The 18,531-nt window shown below is 68.1% G+C and carries 14 protein-coding genes; 11 read left to right on the top strand and 3 right to left on the bottom strand.

Annotated features, from left to right (window positions below; all coding sequences use genetic code 11):
• The first annotated feature begins 18 nt into the window (after positions 1–18).
• Positions 19–1,704 carry a DUF885 domain-containing protein gene (locus LDO14_RS06850; protein WP_223994531.1) on the top strand — a complete coding sequence of 562 codons (1,686 nt, stop codon included), beginning with the start codon at positions 19–21 and terminating at the stop codon, positions 1,702–1,704.
• A gap of 183 nt (positions 1,705–1,887) precedes the next feature.
• Positions 1,888–3,336, top strand: a complete 1,449-nt coding sequence (locus tag LDO14_RS06845; RefSeq protein ID WP_018770094.1) for a dicarboxylate/amino acid:cation symporter — start codon at positions 1,888–1,890, stop codon at positions 3,334–3,336.
• Positions 3,337–3,429: 93 nt separating this feature from the next.
• Here LDO14_RS06845 and LDO14_RS06840 read toward each other — a convergent pair whose 3' ends face one another.
• A complete protein-coding gene (locus tag LDO14_RS06840; RefSeq protein ID WP_223994523.1) occupies positions 3,430–3,990 on the bottom strand; it encodes a hypothetical protein in 561 nt (186 codons plus the stop codon).
• Between the two features lie 163 nt (positions 3,991–4,153).
• Between LDO14_RS06840 and LDO14_RS06835 the strand changes: the two genes are divergently transcribed.
• From LDO14_RS06835 to LDO14_RS06810, 6 genes are all read left to right on the top strand, one after another.
• On the top strand, positions 4,154–4,828 hold the full coding sequence (locus LDO14_RS06835; RefSeq protein WP_056393552.1) for a TetR/AcrR family transcriptional regulator: 675 nt from the start codon (positions 4,154–4,156) through the stop codon (positions 4,826–4,828).
• Between the two features lie 18 nt (positions 4,829–4,846).
• On the top strand, positions 4,847–7,369 hold the full coding sequence (locus LDO14_RS06830; protein ID WP_223994520.1) for an MMPL family transporter: 2,523 nt from the start codon (positions 4,847–4,849) through the stop codon (positions 7,367–7,369).
• Positions 7,370–7,378: 9 nt separating this feature from the next.
• Complete coding sequence (locus LDO14_RS06825) at positions 7,379–8,023, top strand: nucleoside triphosphate pyrophosphatase (protein WP_223994518.1); 645 nt, start codon at positions 7,379–7,381, stop codon at positions 8,021–8,023.
• A gap of 141 nt (positions 8,024–8,164) precedes the next feature.
• Positions 8,165–9,964: a biotin carboxylase N-terminal domain-containing protein gene (locus LDO14_RS06820; RefSeq protein ID WP_223995150.1), complete on the top strand. Its 1,800-nt coding sequence runs from the start codon at positions 8,165–8,167 to the stop codon at positions 9,962–9,964.
• A gap of 18 nt (positions 9,965–9,982) precedes the next feature.
• Complete coding sequence (locus LDO14_RS06815; protein ID WP_018770100.1) at positions 9,983–10,420, top strand: nuclear transport factor 2 family protein; 438 nt, start codon at positions 9,983–9,985, stop codon at positions 10,418–10,420.
• Between the two features lie 43 nt (positions 10,421–10,463).
• Complete coding sequence (locus tag LDO14_RS06810) at positions 10,464–11,195, top strand: glutamine amidotransferase (protein WP_223994516.1); 732 nt, start codon at positions 10,464–10,466, stop codon at positions 11,193–11,195.
• A gap of 58 nt (positions 11,196–11,253) precedes the next feature.
• Here the strand turns inward: LDO14_RS06810 and LDO14_RS06805 are convergent, their stop codons facing one another.
• A complete protein-coding gene (locus LDO14_RS06805) occupies positions 11,254–12,663 on the bottom strand; it encodes an MFS transporter (protein ID WP_223994514.1) in 1,410 nt (469 codons plus the stop codon).
• 279 nt (positions 12,664–12,942) lie between these two features.
• On the opposite strand from LDO14_RS06805, the gene LDO14_RS06800 reads away from it, so the two are divergent.
• The 3 genes from LDO14_RS06800 to LDO14_RS06790 are packed head-to-tail and all read left to right on the top strand — an operon-like array spanning position 12,943 to position 18,120.
• Positions 12,943–14,355: an MFS transporter gene (locus tag LDO14_RS06800; protein WP_223994511.1), complete on the top strand. Its 1,413-nt coding sequence runs from the start codon at positions 12,943–12,945 to the stop codon at positions 14,353–14,355.
• Between the two features lies 1 nt (position 14,356).
• The gene (locus tag LDO14_RS06795) at positions 14,357–16,564 is read left to right on the top strand and encodes a molybdopterin oxidoreductase family protein (RefSeq protein ID WP_223994509.1); all 2,208 of its coding nucleotides are present in this window, start codon (positions 14,357–14,359) and stop codon (positions 16,562–16,564) included.
• Entirely contained in the window at positions 16,561–18,120 is a 1,560-nt protein-coding gene (locus tag LDO14_RS06790; protein ID WP_223994507.1) for an FAD-dependent oxidoreductase, read from the top strand. The genes LDO14_RS06795 and LDO14_RS06790 overlap by 4 nt, the downstream gene beginning before the upstream one ends.
• A 21-nt stretch (positions 18,121–18,141) precedes the next feature.
• On the opposite strand, the gene LDO14_RS06785 is transcribed toward LDO14_RS06790, so the two are convergent.
• Positions 18,142–18,525 carry a hypothetical protein gene (locus LDO14_RS06785; protein WP_134164525.1) on the bottom strand — a complete coding sequence of 128 codons (384 nt, stop codon included), beginning with the start codon at positions 18,523–18,525 and terminating at the stop codon, positions 18,142–18,144.
• Positions 18,526–18,531: the final 6 nt, after the last annotated feature.

Below are 18,531 nucleotides of genomic sequence, written 5' to 3'. Positions count from 1 at the left end.
GGGCGATAGTCTCGTCATGTGACTACAGACACTGCACCCGCCGCGCGCCCGCACACCCGGATCGACGCCGTCGCGGACAACTACACGGACACCCTCATCAGGCTCAACCCGACCTTCGCCACCACCCTTGGCCTGCCGGGACATGAAACGGAGTACCAGGATTTCTCCCCCGCCGGCATTGCCGGATTCGCGGAGGCGGCGCGGGAGGCCCTGGTTGCCCTGGAGGGCCTGGAACCGGAAGACGACGTGGACGCCGTCACCCTGGACGCCATGCGGGAACGGCTCGGCCTGCAACTGCTGATCCACGCCTCCGGCTGGGAATACGCGGACCTGAACAACATCGCCTCCCCGGCCCAGGACATCAGGGCCATCTTCGACCTCATGCCCACCGGCACCGAACAGGACTGGGAGCACATCGCCGGGCGCGCCCACAACGTGCCGGCCGCCATCAGCGGCTACACCGAATCCCTGCGCATGGCCAGGGACTCCGGCCGGGTGGCCGCTGCCCGCCAGGTGCGGACCGTCATCGAACAGGTGACCAAGTACGCCGCCCCGGACGGCTTCTTCGCCAAACTGGCCGCAGAGGCCACCACGGCTGACGGGCCACTGCCCGCTGCGCTGCAAACTACGCTCGACGCCGGTGCTGACGCCGCCCGGGGTGCCTACGCCCGGCTGGCAGAATTCCTGCGCACCGAACTGCTCCCCGCCGCGCCTGAGAAGGACGCCGTGGGCAGGGCCCGCTACGCCCTGGCCTCCCGCTCCTTCCTGGGGGCGGAAGTGGACCTGGAAGAAACGTACGCCTGGGGCGTCGAGGAACTGGACCGCCTCATCGCGGAACAGGAGCGCGTTGCGGACACCATCAAGGCAGGCGCCACCATCGCCGAAGCCAAGGACATCCTCAACAACGACCCCTCCCGGCAACTGAAAGGCACCGAGGCGCTCCGGGAATGGATGCAGGGCCTCTCCGACAAAGCCGTTGCCGAACTCGCCGGAGTGCACTTCGACATCCCCGACGTCATGAAGAAACTCGAGTGCCGGATCGCTCCCACCGACGAGGGCGGCATCTACTACACCGGCCCGTCCGACGACTTCAGCCGCCCCGGCCGCATGTGGTGGTCCGTCCCCGCCGGCGAGGACACGTTCACCACCTGGGCTGAAACCACCACCGTCTACCACGAGGGCGTCCCGGGCCACCACCTCCAGGTGGCCACCGCAACCTACCGCCGCGAGCTGCTGAACAAATGGCGCCGGAACGTCTGCTGGACCTCCGGCCACGGCGAAGGCTGGGCACTCTACGCGGAAAAGCTCATGCAGGAACTGGGCTACCTCAACGATCCCGGCGACCACATGGGCATGCTGGACATGCAGCGCATGCGCGCCGCCCGCGTGGTCTTCGACATCGGCGTGCACCTCGAACTCGAGATGCCCCAACGCTGGGGATCCGGCACCTGGACCGCGGACAAGGGCTACGGCTTCCTCAAGGAAAACCTCCCCATCAGCGAAGGCCAACTCAACTTCGAGTTCACCCGCTACCTCGGCTGGCCGGGCCAGGCCCCCTCCTACAAAGTAGGCCAGCGCCTCTGGGAACAGATCCGCGCCGAACTTGAGGCCCAGCCCGGGTTCGACCTCAAGGAGTTCCACACCAAGGCCCTCAACATCGGCTCCGTTGGACTCGACACGCTCCGCCGGGCGCTGCTCTCGTAGTCTCCCCCTTCGGGGAGGGAGGGCAACAGGAGACATTAAGCACACCCGGGGCGGGAATAAGTAACATAGGCCGCCGCCTGCCTTGTGTTTGCTCGGTTTTCCGGCTTCCTGCGTGATCGTGGGCGCGTAATATTTCTCAATGTTCGTTCGTCGTGGTATGAGGGGTGGCTCTAGCGTAGTCGGGTGAGCACTCAGACAAGCACCCCGTCCCCCGCAGGGAAGACCGGATTCCAGCTGCCCAGGTGGGCGGGCTCGTTCGGCTTCCAGATCATCGCCGCCCTCATCGTGGGCCTTGGCCTTGGCCTGCTGGCCAAGTACACCGGCAGTACCAAGGCCAACCCCAACGCCCTCGGCGCCACCCTGCAGACCATCGGCTCAAGCTATGTGTCCCTGCTGCAGACCGCCGTGGTCCCGCTGATCTTTACCGCCGTCGTCAGCTCCATCTCCAACCTGCGCCAGGTGTCCAACGCCGCCAGGCTGGCCTGGAACACGCTCCTGTGGTTCGCCATTACGTCCCTGATCGCCGTGCTGATCGGCATCGGCCTGGGTGTGCTGCTGCAGCCCGGCGCCAACACCGGCATCAGCGGGGAAGCCAAGTACACCGGCAAGTCCGGTGACTGGTGGGCCTTCCTGGTGGGCCTCTTCCCCAAGAACTTCCTGGGCCTGGGTGCCAGCTCCACGGTCGGCGATTCCGGCGCCGTCACCACCTCGGTCAGCTTCAACGTCCTTCAGATCCTCGTGATCGCCATCGCCGTGGGCGTCGCCGCGCTCAAGGTGGGCAAGGCTGCGGAGCCGTTCCTCAACCTCAACGCCTCAGCCCTTGCCGTGATCCAGAAGGTCCTGTGGTGGATCATCCGCATCGCGCCGCTGGGCACCGTTGGCCTCATCGGCAACGCCGTGGCCGTCTACGGCTGGGACACCATCGGCTCGCTTGGCAAGTTCACCGTGGCCATCTACGCCGGCCTGGTCCTGGTGCTGTTCGTCGTCTACCCCATCCTGGTCCGCAGCCACGGACTGTCCATCAAGCAGTACTTCTCCGGCGTGTGGCCCGCCGTCCAGCTGGCCTTCGTGTCCCGCTCGTCCGTGGGAACCCTGCCGCTGACGCAGCGCGTCACCGAACGCAGCCTGGGCGTCCCCCGCGCCTACGCCTCCTTCGCCGTGCCGCTGGGCGCCACCACCAAGATGGACGGCTGCGCAGCCATCTACCCCGCGATCTCGGCAATCTTCGTGGCCCAGTTCTTCGGCATCCAGCTGGACTTCAGCCAGTACCTGCTGATCGCACTGGTTTCCGTCCTCGGTTCCGCCGCAACCGCCGGCACCACCGGCGCCGTGGTGATGCTCACCCTGACGCTCTCCACGCTGGGACTGCCGCTGGCCGGCGTCGGACTCCTCCTGGCCATTGATCCCATCCTGGACATGGGGCGCACCGCTGTGAACGTGGCCGGCCAGGCCCTGGTTCCCACCATCGTGGCCAAGCGCCAGGGCATCCTGGACGAATCGCTGTACAACGCACCCCGCAACGGGACCCCGTTCGTGGATGACAGCGACGCCGATGCTGCCGCCGGCGAAACCGCTACCGACGGCACCAGCGCCGACACCGCACCCCGCGAACTGCAGGATGCAAAGGCGTAAGGCACAGCAGCAAGGAAAGGCGTCCCCGGGAGATTCTCCCGGGGACGCCTTTTTGCAATCAGGGCTGCGCGTATCGCTCAACAACAGTGATGGTCAGTGCCAGCCACCTCCGATTACCCCGTTCTGGATGGCTTTCGTCACGGCGTCGGCTTCAGCCTGGGTCAGCTTTCCATCCGCTACAGCCTTGTCCAGGCGGGACTTGAGTCCGGCTGCATGTTCGGCCTCTTCCTCGCTGCGGATCTCCTGCAGCGCTGCGGTCACCTTCGCTTCATCGATGCCCAGCGATGCAGCAAGGGACTTGGCGAGTGCGGCCTCGCGGGCGGCAGGATCCGGCTTCTGGCCCTCGGCCGGCGGCGTGGTGGGCTTGTTGGCTTCGCGGAAGGCCTTCAAGGCGTCGGCCACCTTGGCTTCATCAACGCCCAGCTTCGCTGCCAGCGCCGAGGCCTGCTCCATCCCATGGCCGCCGCGGCCGCCGTGCCTGCCCATGCCATCGGGGGCGCTGCCGGTAGTTCCGTCAGCGGCAGCACTGGAACCCGCGCTGGGTGTGGGAGTGGGCGTCGTGGTGGCGGATGCCATGCCGGCCACGCCGATTCCGGCACCAAGCGCCAGCGCTGCGGCCGTCAGGCCCACGGTCATCTTCTTCGTGCGTCTCATGTCGCGTCTCCTGATTCGCCGTCAACTGACGGCTCCTGGTGATTCGCCTCGGGCGAGGCATACCAAGCATCCGGCGCAAGGATCAGGAAGGGCTGTCGGGAAGCTATGGTTCTCCTGTGAATTTAAGTTGCATTGAGTGCAAACTTGCACGTAGTGTAAGCGCGTGACATCACCCGTTGCCCCGCCGGACGAACCCGCCGCACCTTCCCGGCGCGAGCTGAACAAGGCCGCCACCCGCCAGGCGATCACCGACGCCGCACTGGAACTCCTGCGCTCCAAAGGCCCCGGAAACTTCACGGTGGAAGACATCGCCGACGCCGCGGGGATCTCGCGCCGCACCTTCTTCAACTACTTCAGCAGCACCGACGCCGCCCTGGCCTCCATCGTCCATGGCTTCCTGGACAACGCGATTCAGCAGTTGCGCCTCCGCCCGGCGGACGAGCCCATGCTGGAATCCGCCCAGGCCGCGCTGATGGCCCTTGCCGACCCCAAGGCCGTGGCGCCGCTGGCGGAACTGTTCACGCTGACCCAGCAGAGCCCGCTGATGTCGCACCCGGAACTCGAGGCGTGGGACCACTGCCGGGCGCAGGTCTTCACCGTCGCCCGCGAACGCCTCGCCGGCACCCCCGGCGCCCAGGACGAGCTTTATGTCCACGCCCTGGCCGGCTCGATCATCTCCTGCGGGAAGGCCGCCATGGAGGTGTGGTTCAGCCGCCGCGGTCCGGACCTGACACCCGCATCCCTGGCCGAGCTCCGGCAGTTGCTCATCGATGCCATGGCCCTGCTGGCCACCGGCTTCAACACCCCCGCTCCACCATCCGCCACCCGTTCCTCCTGATCAGATCGGTTCACCCGCATGGCACTGCTCCTCTACCGCCTCGGCAAGTTCTCCTACCGCCGGCGCTGGCTTGTCATCTCCCTGTGGCTCGCCGTGCTGGTGGCCGTGGGCGGCTCGGCCGCGGCATTCCACGGCACCCTGTCCAACAACTTCCAGATTCCCGGGACCGAAACCCAGCGGATTGCGGACAAGCTCAAGCAGGAGCTGCCCTCGGCCTCCGGCGGCAGCGCCACGATCGTTTTCGAAGCCCCGGACGGCGGCTTCACGGCCCAAAGCCGGACGGCCGTGACGGAGGCGCTGAAGAAGCTCCAGACCCTCCCCGAGGTGCGTGGCACGGTGGACCCGTTCGCCACCCAGGCACAGGTGGACCAGGCCGGCAAGGCCATCACCGACGGCGAACAGCAATTGGCGGCCGGGCAGGCACAGCTGGACGCCTCCCGGGCCCAGCTTGAAGCCGGCAAGGCGCGGCTGGCGGCAGCCGAGCAGCAGCTCACCGCCGCCGGGGCGCCGGCAGCACTGATTGAAGCCCAGCTTGGCCAGCAGAAGGCAGCGCTGGCCCAGGGCCAGGCCAAGCTGGACGCCGGCGCCCAGGAACTGGCGGCCAACAAGGCCAAGCTGGAACAGGGCAAACGGCAGGCCCAGGCAGCATCAGCCATCCGCTTCGTGTCCGCGGACAACAAGGCCGCCGTGGCACAGGTGCAGTTCAAGACCTCCATCAACGGGCTGGCCCCGGCCGTGCGCAAGCAGGTGCAGGAGATCGCCCACGAGACCTCCGCGGCAGGCGTCACGGCGCTGGCCAGCAAGGAAATCACCGAGGACATTTCGGCACTGTTCGGCACCGCGGAAATCGTCGGCATCGCCGTTGCGGCGCTGGTCCTCATCCTCATGCTGGGCACGCTGATCGCCGCCGGGCTGCCCCTGCTGATGGCCATCATCGGCGTCGGCGTGGGCGTCGGCATCACGTTCGCCCTTTCCGGCCTGTTCGACATGAGCTCCATCTCGCCCATGCTGGCCCTGATGCTTGGCCTCGCCGTCGGCATCGACTACTCGCTGTTCATCGTCAACCGGCACCGCACCCAGCTCCTTGCCGGCATGGATGCGGAGGAGTCTGTTGCCCGGGCCAACGGCACGTCCGGCAACGCCGTGGTCTTCGCCGGCCTGACCGTGATCATCGCCCTTGCCGCCCTGGTGGTCCCCGGGCTGCCCTTCCTCGCCGTCATGGGCCTTGCGGCAGCGGGAACCGTGGCCGTTGCGGTGCTCGTGGCCATCACCCTGACCCCTGCCATGCTGTCCCTGATCGGACGGCGCATCATCTCCCGGCGGGCCTGGGCCAAAGCCGAAGCCCACAACGCCGAACCGGACCACGAAGCGGCCGACCTCGCCACCGATAAGGAACGCAGCACCCGCGGGTGGGGCGGCCTGGTCACCCGGCACCCGTGGGTGGCACTGATCGCGGGCATCCTCCTGCTGGGCACCCTTGCGCTGCCCGCCACCCAGCTGCAGCTGGCCCTGCCGGACGGAGGCTCCGAACCCGTGGAGTCAGAGGCCTACCAGGCCTACGACCTCACGGCCCGCAGCTTCGGCGAAGGTGTCACCGGACCCATCGTGGCCGTCGGCGAGTTCCCCGCGGACCTGGACGAAGCCCAGGCCCGGAAGCTGCAGTACGACATCGCGGACAAACTCCGTGCCGTGGACAATGTGGTGGCAGCCGTGCCCGTCGCCCTCAGCGGGGACCGCCGGACCGCCGTGTTCCAGGTCATCCCCAAGGAGGGCCCGGCCAGCGCCACCACCGTCAAGGTGGTCTCCGAGCTCCGCGGCCTCAACGGGGAGATCCAGTCCGACTACGGCGTGGCCATGGGACTGACCGGGCAGACCGCCGGCAACGTGGACGTCTCCACCAAGCTTGGTGACGCCCTGCCGCCCTACCTGGCCATCGTCGTCGGACTTTCCCTGATCCTGCTGCTGCTGGTGTTCCGGTCCATCGTGGTCCCGCTGCTGGCCACGGGCGGCTTCCTGCTGTCCCTGTCCGCCGCCTTCGGTGCCGTGGTGGCGGTATACCAGTGGGGCTGGCTGGGGAACATCTTCGACGTGGCCAACCCCGGCGCCGTGCTCAGCTTCCTGCCCATTATCCTGATCGGCGTGCTGTTCGGCCTGGCCATGGACTACCAGGTGTTCATCGCCTCCGGCATGCGCGAGGCATACATGCACGGATCGTCCGCCAAGGAAGCGGTCAGGGTGGGCTTCCGGCACGCGGCCGCCGTAGTCACCGCGGCCGCGATCATCATGGTCAGCGTGTTCTCCGGCTTCATCTTCAGCCACCTCACCATGGTCCGGCCGCTGGGCTTTGCCATGGCCTTCGGCGTACTGTTCGACGCCTTCGTGGTCCGCATGACCATCGTCCCGGCCGTGATGTACCTGCTGGGCGCCAGGTCCTGGTGGCTGCCGCGGTGGCTGGACAGGATCCTGCCGGACGTGGACGTGGAGGGCGCCAAGCTCAACAGGGGCCAGGCAGCACCCGCCTCCGGCGAGCTGGTCCACTAGGCTGAAGCCGTGCTCCATCTGATTCTCGCCTCCCAGTCCCCCGCCCGCACCAAGCTCCTGGCCGAGGCCGGCATCCGGCACACCGTGCTGGTCTCCGACGTCGACGAGGCCGCCGTGCAGGCGCGGTACGGCGTCACGGACCCGCACGACACCGCGCTGCTGCTGGCCCGCGCCAAGGCCGAGGCCGTCGCGGCGCTGCCGGAAGCGGACGGCGCCCTGGTGCTGGGCTGCGACTCGGTCTTTGAATTCGACGGCGAGGCGCACGGCAAGCCCTACACCGCCGACGTCGCCCGCGAGCGGATGCTCCGGATGAGCGGCAGCGCGGGAGTGCTGCACACGGGCCACTGGCTGGTGGACTGCAGGGACACGGACGACGACGGCGGCAGCGGCCGCGGCTCGGGCGCCACGGTGGGGGCGGTCGCCTCAGCCGAGGTTTCCTTCCTGGAGATGGAGCCGGCAGAGATCGACGCCTACATCGCCACCGGAGAGCCGCTCCACTGCGCGGGCTCCTTCACCATCGACGGCCTGGGCGGCGCCTTCATCCGGAAGGTCGACGGCGACCCGCACGCCGTCGTCGGCCTTTCCGTCTCCACCCTGCGCGGGCTGCTCGCGTCCGCCAACGTGCGCATTACGGACCTCTGGCCCCGGCGGTAAATCGCCCGGTTTCCATACTCCTTGTAGCTTCCCTACAAAGGACGGCCGGTTTACACGCGGATTCCGCAAGTAATATCGGCGGAACCTCCAAAAGCGCGCTAGGCTCCCTGAAGGAAAGAAGGAGACGCCTTGTCAGCAAATTTGGAGCAGTCCGCAGGTACTACACAGCCGAGCCTCACAAAGGTGCTGATCGCCAACCGCGGCGAAATCGCCGTGCGCATCATCCGGGCGGCCCGGGACGAGGGCATTGCCTCCGTGGCCGTCTACGCAGATCCGGACCGGGACGCGCTGCACGTCCGGCTGGCTGACGAGGCGTACGCCCTGGGTGGCACCACCGCGGCGGAGTCCTACCTGGTGATGGACAAGATCATTGACGCCGCCCGCCAGTCCGGCGCCGACGCCATCCACCCCGGCTACGGCTTCCTGGCCGAAAATGCCCAGTTCGCTGCACGGGTGATCGAGGCCGGCATCACCTGGATCGGCCCCTCCCCGGAGGCAATCTCCGCCTTGGGCGACAAGGTCCAGGCCCGGCACATCGCCGAAAAGGTGGGCGCCCCGCTGGTTCCGGGCACCGCCGACCCCGTTGAGTCCGCGGACGAAGTCCTGGACTTCGTGGACCGCCACGGCCTGCCCGTGGCCATCAAGGCTGCCTTCGGCGGCGGCGGACGCGGCATCAAGGTGGCCCGCACCCGGGAAGAAATCCCGGAGCTGTACGAATCCGCCGTCCGTGAGGCCACCGCAGCCTTCGGCCGCGGCGAATGCTTCATCGAGCGCTTCCTGGACGCCCCACGGCACGTGGAAACCCAGTGCCTGGCCGACGCCTACGGCAACGTGGTGGTGGTGTCCACCCGCGACTGCTCCCTGCAGCGGCGCAACCAGAAGCTCGTGGAGGAAGCCCCGGCACCGTTCCTCACCGAGGACCAGAACCGGCGCCTCTACGAATCCTCCAAGGCCATCCTGAAGGAGGCCGGCTACCTCGGCGCCGGAACCTGCGAATTCCTGGTGGGCCAGGACGGCACCATCTCCTTCCTCGAAGTCAACACCCGCCTCCAGGTGGAGCACTGCGTCTCCGAGGAAGTCACCGGCATCGACCTGGTGCGCGAACAGTTCCGGCTGGCCAGGGGCGAGGAACTGGGCTACGGCGATCCCGAGGTCCGCGGACACTCCATCGAATTCCGCATCACCGGCGAGGATCCGGGCCGCAACTTCCTGCCGGCCCCCGGCACGGTCCGCGTCCTGAAGAACCCCACCGGTCCCGGCGTGCGCGTGGACTCGGGCGTGGAACAGGGCGACGTGATCAGCGGGAACTTCGACTCCATGCTGTCAAAGCTGATCATCACCGGCGCCACCCGGACGCAGGCCCTCCAGCGTGCCCGCCGCGCCCTGGAGGAGATGGTGGTGGAGGGCATCCCCACCGTCATCCCGTTCGACCTCGCAGTTGTGTCGGACCCCGCTTTCGCCCCGGCCGAGGGCCCGTTCAAGGTCCACACCCGGTGGATCGAAACCGAATTCAGCAACAACCTTCCCGCCTGGACGCCGGATGCCCCAACCGATGCAGACGGCTCCGCAGAAGACCGCCAGCGCGTCGTGGTCGAGGTGGGCGGCAAGCGGCTGGAGGTGGTCCTCCCCGCGTCCCTGGGCACGCCGGGCACTGCAGCAGGCGCCGCCGCCAAGCCGGGCAAGTCCAAGAAGCGGTCCCGCTCCGCCGGTCCCGCGGCTGCCACCGGCAACGCCCTGACCTCCCCCATGCAGGGCACCATCGTGAAGGTGGCCGTGGCGCACGGGGACGTTGTGTCCGAAGGTGACCTGGTGGTGGTCCTCGAGGCCATGAAGATGGAGCAGCCCCTCACCGCACACCGGTCCGGGACCATCACCGGCCTGACGGCAACGGCGGGCGAAACGGTGTCCGCGGGCGCCATCATCGCCACCATCGAAGACTAGAAAGCAGTCCCGGCAGCCATGCTCGCACCCAGCTTCCAGGAAGAAGTGGACCGCTACCACCAGGCGGTTCCCGAAATCACCCGGGGCAATCCGGCCCCCATCAAGGAGCTCTACTCCCGCCTCGACGACGTCACCCTGGCCAATCCCTTTGGCGGCATAGCGCGCGGCTGGGCCCAGGTGGAGGCCCGGCTTGACCAGGCGGCGCGGCAGTTCCGCGACGGCGAGATGCTGGGCTTCGACACCGTCACCTCCTACACCGCCCGCGACACCGCCTACCTGGTGGAGACCGAGCACTTCCGGGCACGGCTGGACGCGGCGGCCGCCACCGAGGAATTCGCGCTTCGCGTGACCAGTATCTTCCGGCGCGAGGAAGGCTACTGGAAGCTGGTGCACCGCCACGCCGACCCCGCAGCCCGGCCACAGTCCCGCCGGTCGCTGACCCAGCCCGCCGGCTGAGCCGGTGCTGGCAGGGGGCGCCGCCAGGATGCAGACTTAGCTCATGCTGCCTTTCCTGCTCCTCGCCTCCCGCCCGGAAGACGCTGCCGCGGAGGAGGAATATGCCGCCTATTTGAGGTACGGCGGGCTTGAGGAACGGGAACTGCGCCGGGTCAGGCTTGAGGCCGCTCCTTTGCCCGCGCTGGATCTTGCGGATTATTCCGGCGTCATCGTGGGCGGCAGCCCGTTCACGTCCAGCGATCCGCCGGAGCAGAAGAGCCCGGTCCAGCACCGGGTGGAGCGGGAGTTGTCCGGCCTCCTGGACCAGCTGGTAGCCCTCGACTTTCCCTTCCTGGGCGCCTGCTACGGGGTGGGGACGCTGGGCCGCCACCAGGGCGCGGTCATCGACAGGACCTACGGCGAGCCGCTGGGCGCCGTGGAAATCGAGCTGACGGATGCCGGGCTGCAGGATCCCCTGCTGCAGGGCATGCCCCGGACCTTCACGGCCCTGACCGGCCATAAGGAAGCGGTCAGTTCCCTGCCACCGCACGCGGTGCTGCTGGCGAGCTCAGCCACCTGCCCCGTGCACATGTTCCGGGTCAAGACCAACCTTTATGCCACCCAGTTCCATCCCGAACTGGACACCGACGGGCTGGTGACCCGGATCGATATCTACCGGCACGCCGGCTACTTTCCGCCCGAATCCGCCGAGGAGCGGATGGCCGCCGCACGCCAATTCACGGTCACCGAGCCCATGGCCGTGCTGAAGAACTTCGTGGCGCGCTACGCACGGTGAGCATGAAAATGCCCGGCGGGCCGGATGGCCGCGCCGGGCATTTTCGGCACCCGAAGCGTCAGGCCACGTTGTTCTCGTAGTCCAGGTCGCGGGTTTCGCGGGTAAGGAACAGCGCAATCAGGGTGAGCACGGCCATGGCCGTCAGGTAGACACCCACCAGGACAGGGCTGCCCTTGGCCACTTCCCACAGGGCCACGGCGATGAACGGTGCCACCGCAGCGCCCAGGATGCTGGAGAAGTTGTAGCTGATCGCCGAGCCGGTGTAGCGGACGTTCGTGGGGAACAGCTCCGGCAGCAGCGCTCCCATGGGCCCGAAGGTGAGGCCCATGAGGGAGAACCCGAGGATCAGCAGGCCCATGGTGCCCACAAAGCCACCGCTGAACAGCGGAACAAACAGCAGGCCGAACACGAAGATGCCCGCGGTGACGGCGAGGAGCATCTTGCGCCGGCCGTACTTTTCGGCCAGGGGTCCGGAGACCAGGGTGAAGATGCCGAAGAAGACGACGCCGGCAATCAGCATCCAGAGGAAGTCGTTGCGGGTGTAGCCGAGGCCTGGAACGAACGCGGCAGCAGCGGCGTCAGACATGGGCTTTCCGGCCTTTTCGGCCGCGGCCTTGGCACCTTCGAGGGTTGGCTTGGTGCCGTAGGTAAGGGTGAACGTGGTCATCAGGTAGAAGAGCACGTACGTGGCCAGCATGATGAAGGTGCCCAGGATCAGCTGGCGCCAGCTGGTCTTGAAGACGCGGCCAAGCGGCAGCTTGGCCACCTCCTTGGATTCCAGCACCTTGGTGAAGGCGGGGGTTTCGATCAGCTTGAGCCGTACGTACAGGCCCAGGATCACCATGACGGCGCTGAGCAGGAACGGGACGCGCCAGCCCCACGCCTGGAAAGCTTCCGGCGTCAGGGTGTAGCTCGCAACCAGGAAGATGACGTTGGCGATGATGAAGCCGATCGGGGCGCCCAGCTGCGGGAAGGTGCCGTAGATGGCCCGCTTGTTGGCAGGGGCGTTCTCGGTGGCCAGCAGCGCGGCCCCGCTCCACTCCCCGCCGAGCGCAAGGCCCTGGGCGAAGCGCATGACCACCAGCAGGGCCGGTGCCCAGAATTCCCAGCCCGGAACCAGCGCGGTGGGGAGGCAGCCGATGAGGAAGGTGGCAATACCCATGGTCAACAGCGACGCCACCAGCGTGCCCTTGCGGCCGAACTTGTCGCCGAAGTGCCCGAAGACGATGGAGCCGAGCGGCCGGGCGATGAATGCCACACCAAAAACGGCGAAGGAGCTCAGCAGCTGGGTGGTTTCGTTCGCGCCCGGGAAGAAGAGCTTCGGGAAAACGAGCACGGCGGCAGTGGCATAGACGTAGAAGTCGTAGAACTCCACTGTGGTGCCGATCAGGCTGGCCACGATGACGCGGCCGCGGGAGTTCACCGGCTGGTGCGAACCAGGCACCGTGGTGGTATCGGTGGATGACATAGGTAAACGCTTTCGTGAGACCGGCCGGGCACAGGCAGGGCTGCCCTCCCGGCTCGAATAGTTAGAGTTCGATCTTACTTCGCCACGTCCAGTCAATGGACGAAACGTCCACCATTCGGACGTGTGTTGCATGTCTCACAATGCGGTCCGGCAGGCCGCCTCACGCCGCCGGGCCGGACCGGATAGGCAAAAGTCACAGCGCGTTAACAAACATCGACCGTCCGTGAAACGCGCCGTCCCTACCTTTGAGGAACAACATCCCCCTGAAGGAGGTAACCCGTGACTGTTGACCGCACCGTCGATGCCGGCGTACAGCCCGGCTCTACCCGCACCACAGACACCCCTGCCCTTGAATTCCGCCCCGGCCGCTGGATCGCCAACTGGGATGCCGAGAACAAGGAGCAGTGGGAAACCGCCGGCCGCGCCATCGCCCGCCGCAACCTGAACTGGTCCATCTTCGCCGAGTTCCTCGGCTTCGTTGTCTGGCAGCTGTGGTCCATTGTGGTGGTCCAGCTGCCGGCCGCCGGCTTCACATTCTCCACCTCGGAGATCTTCTGGCTCATCTCCATGCCCAGCCTCGTGGGCGCCACCCTTCGCATCCCGTACACCTTCATGGTTCCCCGGTTCGGCGGACGCAACTGGACCATCGTGTCCGCCCTGCTGCTCCTGATCCCCTCCACCGGCCTGGCGCTGTGTGTCTCCAACCCGGAGACGCCCTTCGGCGTCATGCTGCTCGTGGCCGCACTGGCCGGCTTCGGCGGCGGCAACTTCGCCAGCTCCATGGCGAACATCACTTTCTTCTACCCGGCCAGGGAAAAGGGCTGGGCGCTGGGCCTGAACGCCGCAGGCGGGAACCTGGGCGCCGCCGTCGCACAGCTTGCCGTTCCCATCGTGATCACCCTGCTGGCCGCCGGCACCGTCAACCTTCCCATGGCCGGCTGGATGTGGGTTCCCTTCATCCTTCTCGCAGCGTTCGGCGCCTTCAAGTACATGAACAACCTCACCAGCGCCAAGGGTGACGTGGCCGGCTCGGTCGCTGCGCTCAAGGAACCGCACCTGTGGATCATGGCTCTGCTGTACATCGGCACCTTCGGCTCATTCATCGGCTTCGCCGGTGTGTTCCCCAAGCTGATCAAGGACTACTTCCCCGCGTTCTCCTCCATCGGAGTAGGCACCGTGGCCCTGTCCCTTGCATTCCTGGGCCCCCTGGTGGGCTCGCTGGCCCGCCCGTACGGCGGACGCATGGCGGACCGCATGGGCGGGGCCCGGATGACGGTCACAGCCTTCGCTTCCATGACCGTCATCACCCTCACCATGATCTGGACCCTGCCGCTGAAGAACTTCTGGCTCTTCCTGGTCCTCTTCCTGATGCTGTTCACCGCCAGCGGCTTTGGAAACGGCGCCACCTACCGGATGATCCCCGTCATCTTCGCCACCTCCAGCCGGGCCGCACGCAACGGCGCCAGCTCCGTGGCAACCCAGCGCCTGGCGTCCTCGGCACTCGGGCTGATCTCAGCGATCGGCGCCTACGGCGGCTTCGTCATCCCCCAGGTCCTGAACGCTTCCAGCACCGCCAGTGGCTCCTACACCCCGGCCTTCTACGGATTCGTTGCCGCCTACGTGGTGATGCTGCTGGTCTGCTGGACCTGCTACATCCGCAACGCCGGCCGGAACGCGATGGGACACGTCTAACATGACCAAAAGCGCCGACACGCACTGCCCCTACTGCGCCCTGCAGTGCGCCATGACGCTCACGTCCCCTGCGGACCTGGCCCCGGCTGCCCAGCCGGGGCCAGGCCCCGTGCCTGCACCGAATCCCGCGCCCGCACTGGAGGTTGCAGGCCGGGACTTCCCCACCAACCGCGGCGGCCTCTGCCGCAAAGGGTGGACCTCCCCCACGCTCCTGAACCACGCGGGCCGGATCACCGAGCCGCTGCTGAAGGGACCCGACGGCGTCCACCGGCCCATCGGCTGGGACCAGGCCCTGGACCTCGCCGCCCAGGCAGTGAAGGACGCCCGCGCACGCCACGGCGCGGACGCCGTCGGCGTCTTCGGCGGCGGCGGACTCACCAATGAGAAGGCCTACCAGCTGGGCAAGTTCGCCCGGCTGGCCCTGGGCACCTCACGCATCGACTACAACGGCAGGTTCTGCATGTCATCCGCCGCGGCCGCCGGAATGCGGGCGTTCGGCGTGGACCGCGGCCTGCCCTTCCCGCTCGAAGCCCTGGACACCGCCAGCACCATCCTGATGCTGGGGTCAAACGTTGCCGAGACCATGCCCCCGTTCGTACAGCACCTGCGCGGAGCCCGCGACGCCGGCGGGCTGGTGGTGGTTGACCCCCGCCGCTCCGCCACGGCAGCCTTTACGGCCGACGGCGGCGGCCTGCACCTCCAGCCGCTGCCGGGCACCGACCTTACCCTGCTGCTGGGCCTCTCCCACGTGGTCATCCACGAGAACCTGGTGGACACCGCCTACATCGAAGAGCGCACCTCGGGCTACAGCGCCGTAGTCCGCAGCGTCAACGCCTTCTGGCCCGAACGCGTCCAGTCGTTGACCGGCGTCCCCGCGGAACTGATCCGGCAAACCGCCCGCATGCTCGCTGCCGGGGCGCGGGAAGGCGGAAGCTACATCCTCACCGGACGCGGCGTGGAACAGCACGTGGACGGCACCGACACCGCAACCGCGGCCATCAACCTCAGCCTCCTCCTGGGCCTGCCGGGCTCCGCCCGCAGCGGGTACGGGACCCTTACCGGCCAGGGCAATGGCCAGGGCGGCCGCGAGCACGGCCAGAAGGCGGACCAGCTCCCGGGCTACCGCAAGATCACCGACCCGGCTGCCCGCGCACACGTCGCGGCCGTCTGGGGCGTTCCGGAGGAGACCATCCCCGGACCCGGCCTGCCCGCCGTGCAGCTGCTGAAGTCACTGGGAAAGCCCGACGGCGTCCGGTGCCTTTTTGTGCATGCCTCCAACATCGCGGTGGCAGCTCCCGACGCCAACGCCGTCATCGAAGGGCTGCGGAGCCTGGACTTCCTGGTGGTCTGCGACTTCTTCATGTCCGAAACCGCCGCGGAGGCGGACCTTATCCTTCCCGTGCTGCAGTGGGCGGAGGAGGAGGGGACATTGACCAACCTGGAGGGGCGCGTCCTGCGCCGCCGCCGTGCCATCTCACCTCCGGCTGGTGCCCGGAGCGAGCTGTGGATCATGGCCCGCCTCGCCGAGCGGCTGGACGCCCCGTCCACCTACAGCGAGGATCCGGAGACGGTCTTCGAGGAACTGCGGCGTGCCTCCGCCGGGGGCCTGGCAGACTACTCGGGCATTGACTACGCCATGCTGGACCGCGGGGAGGCCGCCTACTGGCCCTACCCGGCCGGCAGCAGCGGAACGCCGCGGCTGTTCGCCGGCCGCTTCGCCCACCCCGACGGCAAGGCCGTGATGGTCCCGGTGGTGCCGCGCCGCCGTCGTACTTCTGCCGGCGATGGCGGGACCTCCGGAGACCCCGCCGGCAAAGCCATGACCCTCATCACCGGCCGGCTCCTGGAGCATTACCAGTCAGGGGCCCAGACGCGGCGGGTGGCCGAACTCGTCGCCGCACAGCCCGAGGCGAGGGTGCAGATCCACCCCTCGGCGGCAGCCGCCATGGGCATCGCCGCCGGATCGCTGGTCTCCGTGGCGAACGTGCGCGGCGAGGTGGTGTGCCATGCGGAGCTGAGCACAGCCATCCGCCCGGAGACAGTGTTCCTGCCCTTCCACTTCCCCGGCTCCGAAAGCGCCAACCGCCTCACCGAAGCCGCCACTGATCCCATCTCCGGGATGCCCGAATTCAAATTCAACACCGTATGGGTCCGGCCCGTGGCCGCACCCGATTCCGCCCGCATGCTGCAAACGACGGAGGCCTCATGAGCGAGCAGATTGTCATCGTGGGATTCGGCCCCGTGGCCGCCAGGCTGGTGGACGAGCTCCTGCCCGCCGTGCGCGCAGGGCAGGTCCAGGTCACCGTGCTCGGTGAGGAACCCGAGGCAGCCTACAACCGCGTCCTGGTGGCCGACCTCGGCGTCGGCCGGACCACCGCTGACGCACTGGCCCTTGCCGATGCCGCCGAGCTGGCCGCGGACGGCGTGGACGTCCGCCTGGGCGTGCGGGTCAAGCGCGTGGACAGGCCACGGCAGCAGGTCCTGCTTGCTGAAGGAGCACCCGTGCACTACGACCGGCTGGTGTTCGCCACCGGATCCCGGCCCGTCATTCCCAACCTGACCGGCATCAACCCGGATCCTTCCTCCCCCGTGCTTCCCGCCGGCGTCACCGCGCTGCGGGACCTTCGCGACGCCGCTGTCCTGCGGCAGGCGGTGGACGGCGGCAAGCGCGTAGTGGTCCTGGGCGGCGGCGTCCTGGGCCTGGAAACGGCGCTGGCCGCCGCGGAGGAAGGCGCCACCGTCACGGTGGTCCACAACGGCCCGCACCCCCTGGGGCGCAGCATCGACCGTGCCGGCGGGGCCGTCCTCGCTGCAGGGCTGCGGCGCTGCGGGGTCCGGGTGGCAGGCAACGCCCGTTCCACCGGCGTTGAGCACAACGCGCCCGACGGCGGTTTCTCGGCTTTGCTGCTGGATGACGGGCAGGCGATTGACGGGGACCTCCTGGTCATTTCATGCGGGGTGCGTCCCCGGACGGAGCTGGCCGACGGCTGCGGGCTGGCCACCGGCACCGGGATCCTGGTGGACCACAGGCTGCGGGCGCACCACGAACCGCATATCTTTGCCATCGGCGACTGCGCGGAGGTCCACTGCCCCGATCCGGGCTGCGCCGCATGCCGGAACGCCACGGGGCCCTCCGGCCTGGTGGGCCCTGGCTGGCGGCAGGCCGAGTGGCTGGCGGGCTACCTCACCCTGCTGTCCTCCGGTGGGGTGGAGGAGGCGGAACTGCTGTCCGCGCTCCCGCCGGAACAGCCCGGCGTCGTGGTGCTGAAGGCCCGCGGCCTGAACATGGCTGTGGCCGGGAACAACGACGCGGATCCGTGGGACGAGGAAGCGCTCACGGCGGGCGCGGCCAACGGCAGGGCCCGCCTGCAGGTGGCCCAGTGGGCTGATCCTGAGCACGGCCGGTACGTCAAGATGACCACCCGAGGCGGAGTGCTCGAAGGCCTGGTGGCGGTGGGCATGCCCCGCACGGCGGCCGAGCTGGTGGGACTCTTCGAACGCGGCGCAGAACTGCCTGCGGACCGGTCGCTCCTCCTCCGCCTGGACGGGCCGGACCAGCTGCCGGGCGCAGCCGCGGACCCGGCCGGGACCGTGTGCCGGTGCGCCGGAGTCAGCGGGAACACCATCACGGGCGCCGTGGCCGACGGCTGCTCCACGGTGGCGGACGTTTCCAAGGCCACCCGGGCGGGCACAGGATGCGGTGGCTGCCATGAGGACATCAAGGGCCTCATTGAACGGCATTTCCGGGCGGTGCCGGCAGCCTGAGTGGCGTGCTGTGGTTGCTTTTCACACCCCGAACAATCGTCCCGTGACCAGGTAGATCCCGTAGATGCCCGCGGCCAGGAGGACACCCAGATAGGACAGCACGAGCCTCGTGTCGCGCAGGTAGCACTTGGATTTCATCAGGCCGCGCCGCCGCGCTTTCCAGTATCCGATGAACCCGATGGCTGCAAACACGGACAGCGCCACGGGCCCTGCCAGCCACCCCAGCAGGGCAACCGTGGCGAAGATGCACAGGCGCAACGGGTCAAAAGGTGGTGCTTCGGCGTTGTCAGGGCCGGAACCCGGAGGGGCAGAGGGCACTGCAGGCGTGACGCCGTGCTTGGCGCCCAGAAGCTCTGAGGGCAACGGGCCGGCGGCGATCCGCCGGGCGTGTGACGCGGAGTCCATCATTCC

The sequence above is a fragment of the Arthrobacter sp. NicSoilB11 genome, from assembly GCF_019977375.1.
Taxonomy (GTDB): domain Bacteria; phylum Actinomycetota; class Actinomycetes; order Actinomycetales; family Micrococcaceae; genus Arthrobacter.
This window is presented reverse-complemented; position numbering and strand designations above follow the sequence as displayed.

Bases quoted from the DNA above. Each gene is read 5' to 3' on its own strand.
- LDO14_RS06840 (WP_223994523.1), bottom strand. From the start codon at position 3,990: ATGAGACGCACGAAGAAGATGACCGTGGGCCTGACGGCCGCAGCGCTG.
- LDO14_RS06830 (WP_223994520.1), top strand. From the start codon at position 4,847: ATGGCACTGCTCCTCTACCGCCTCGGCAAGTTCTCCTACCGCCGGCGC.
- LDO14_RS06815 (WP_018770100.1), top strand. From the start codon at position 9,983: ATGCTCGCACCCAGCTTCCAGGAAGAAGTGGACCGCTACCACCAGGCG.
- LDO14_RS06810 (WP_223994516.1), top strand. From the start codon at position 10,464: ATGCTGCCTTTCCTGCTCCTCGCCTCCCGCCCGGAAGACGCTGCCGCG.
- LDO14_RS06805 (WP_223994514.1), bottom strand. From the start codon at position 12,663: ATGTCATCCACCGATACCACCACGGTGCCTGGTTCGCACCAGCCGGTG.
- LDO14_RS06795 (WP_223994509.1), top strand. From the start codon at position 14,357: ATGACCAAAAGCGCCGACACGCACTGCCCCTACTGCGCCCTGCAGTGC.
- LDO14_RS06790 (WP_223994507.1), top strand. From the start codon at position 16,561: ATGAGCGAGCAGATTGTCATCGTGGGATTCGGCCCCGTGGCCGCCAGG.
- LDO14_RS06785 (WP_134164525.1), bottom strand. From the start codon at position 18,525: ATGGACTCCGCGTCACACGCCCGGCGGATCGCCGCCGGCCCGTTGCCC.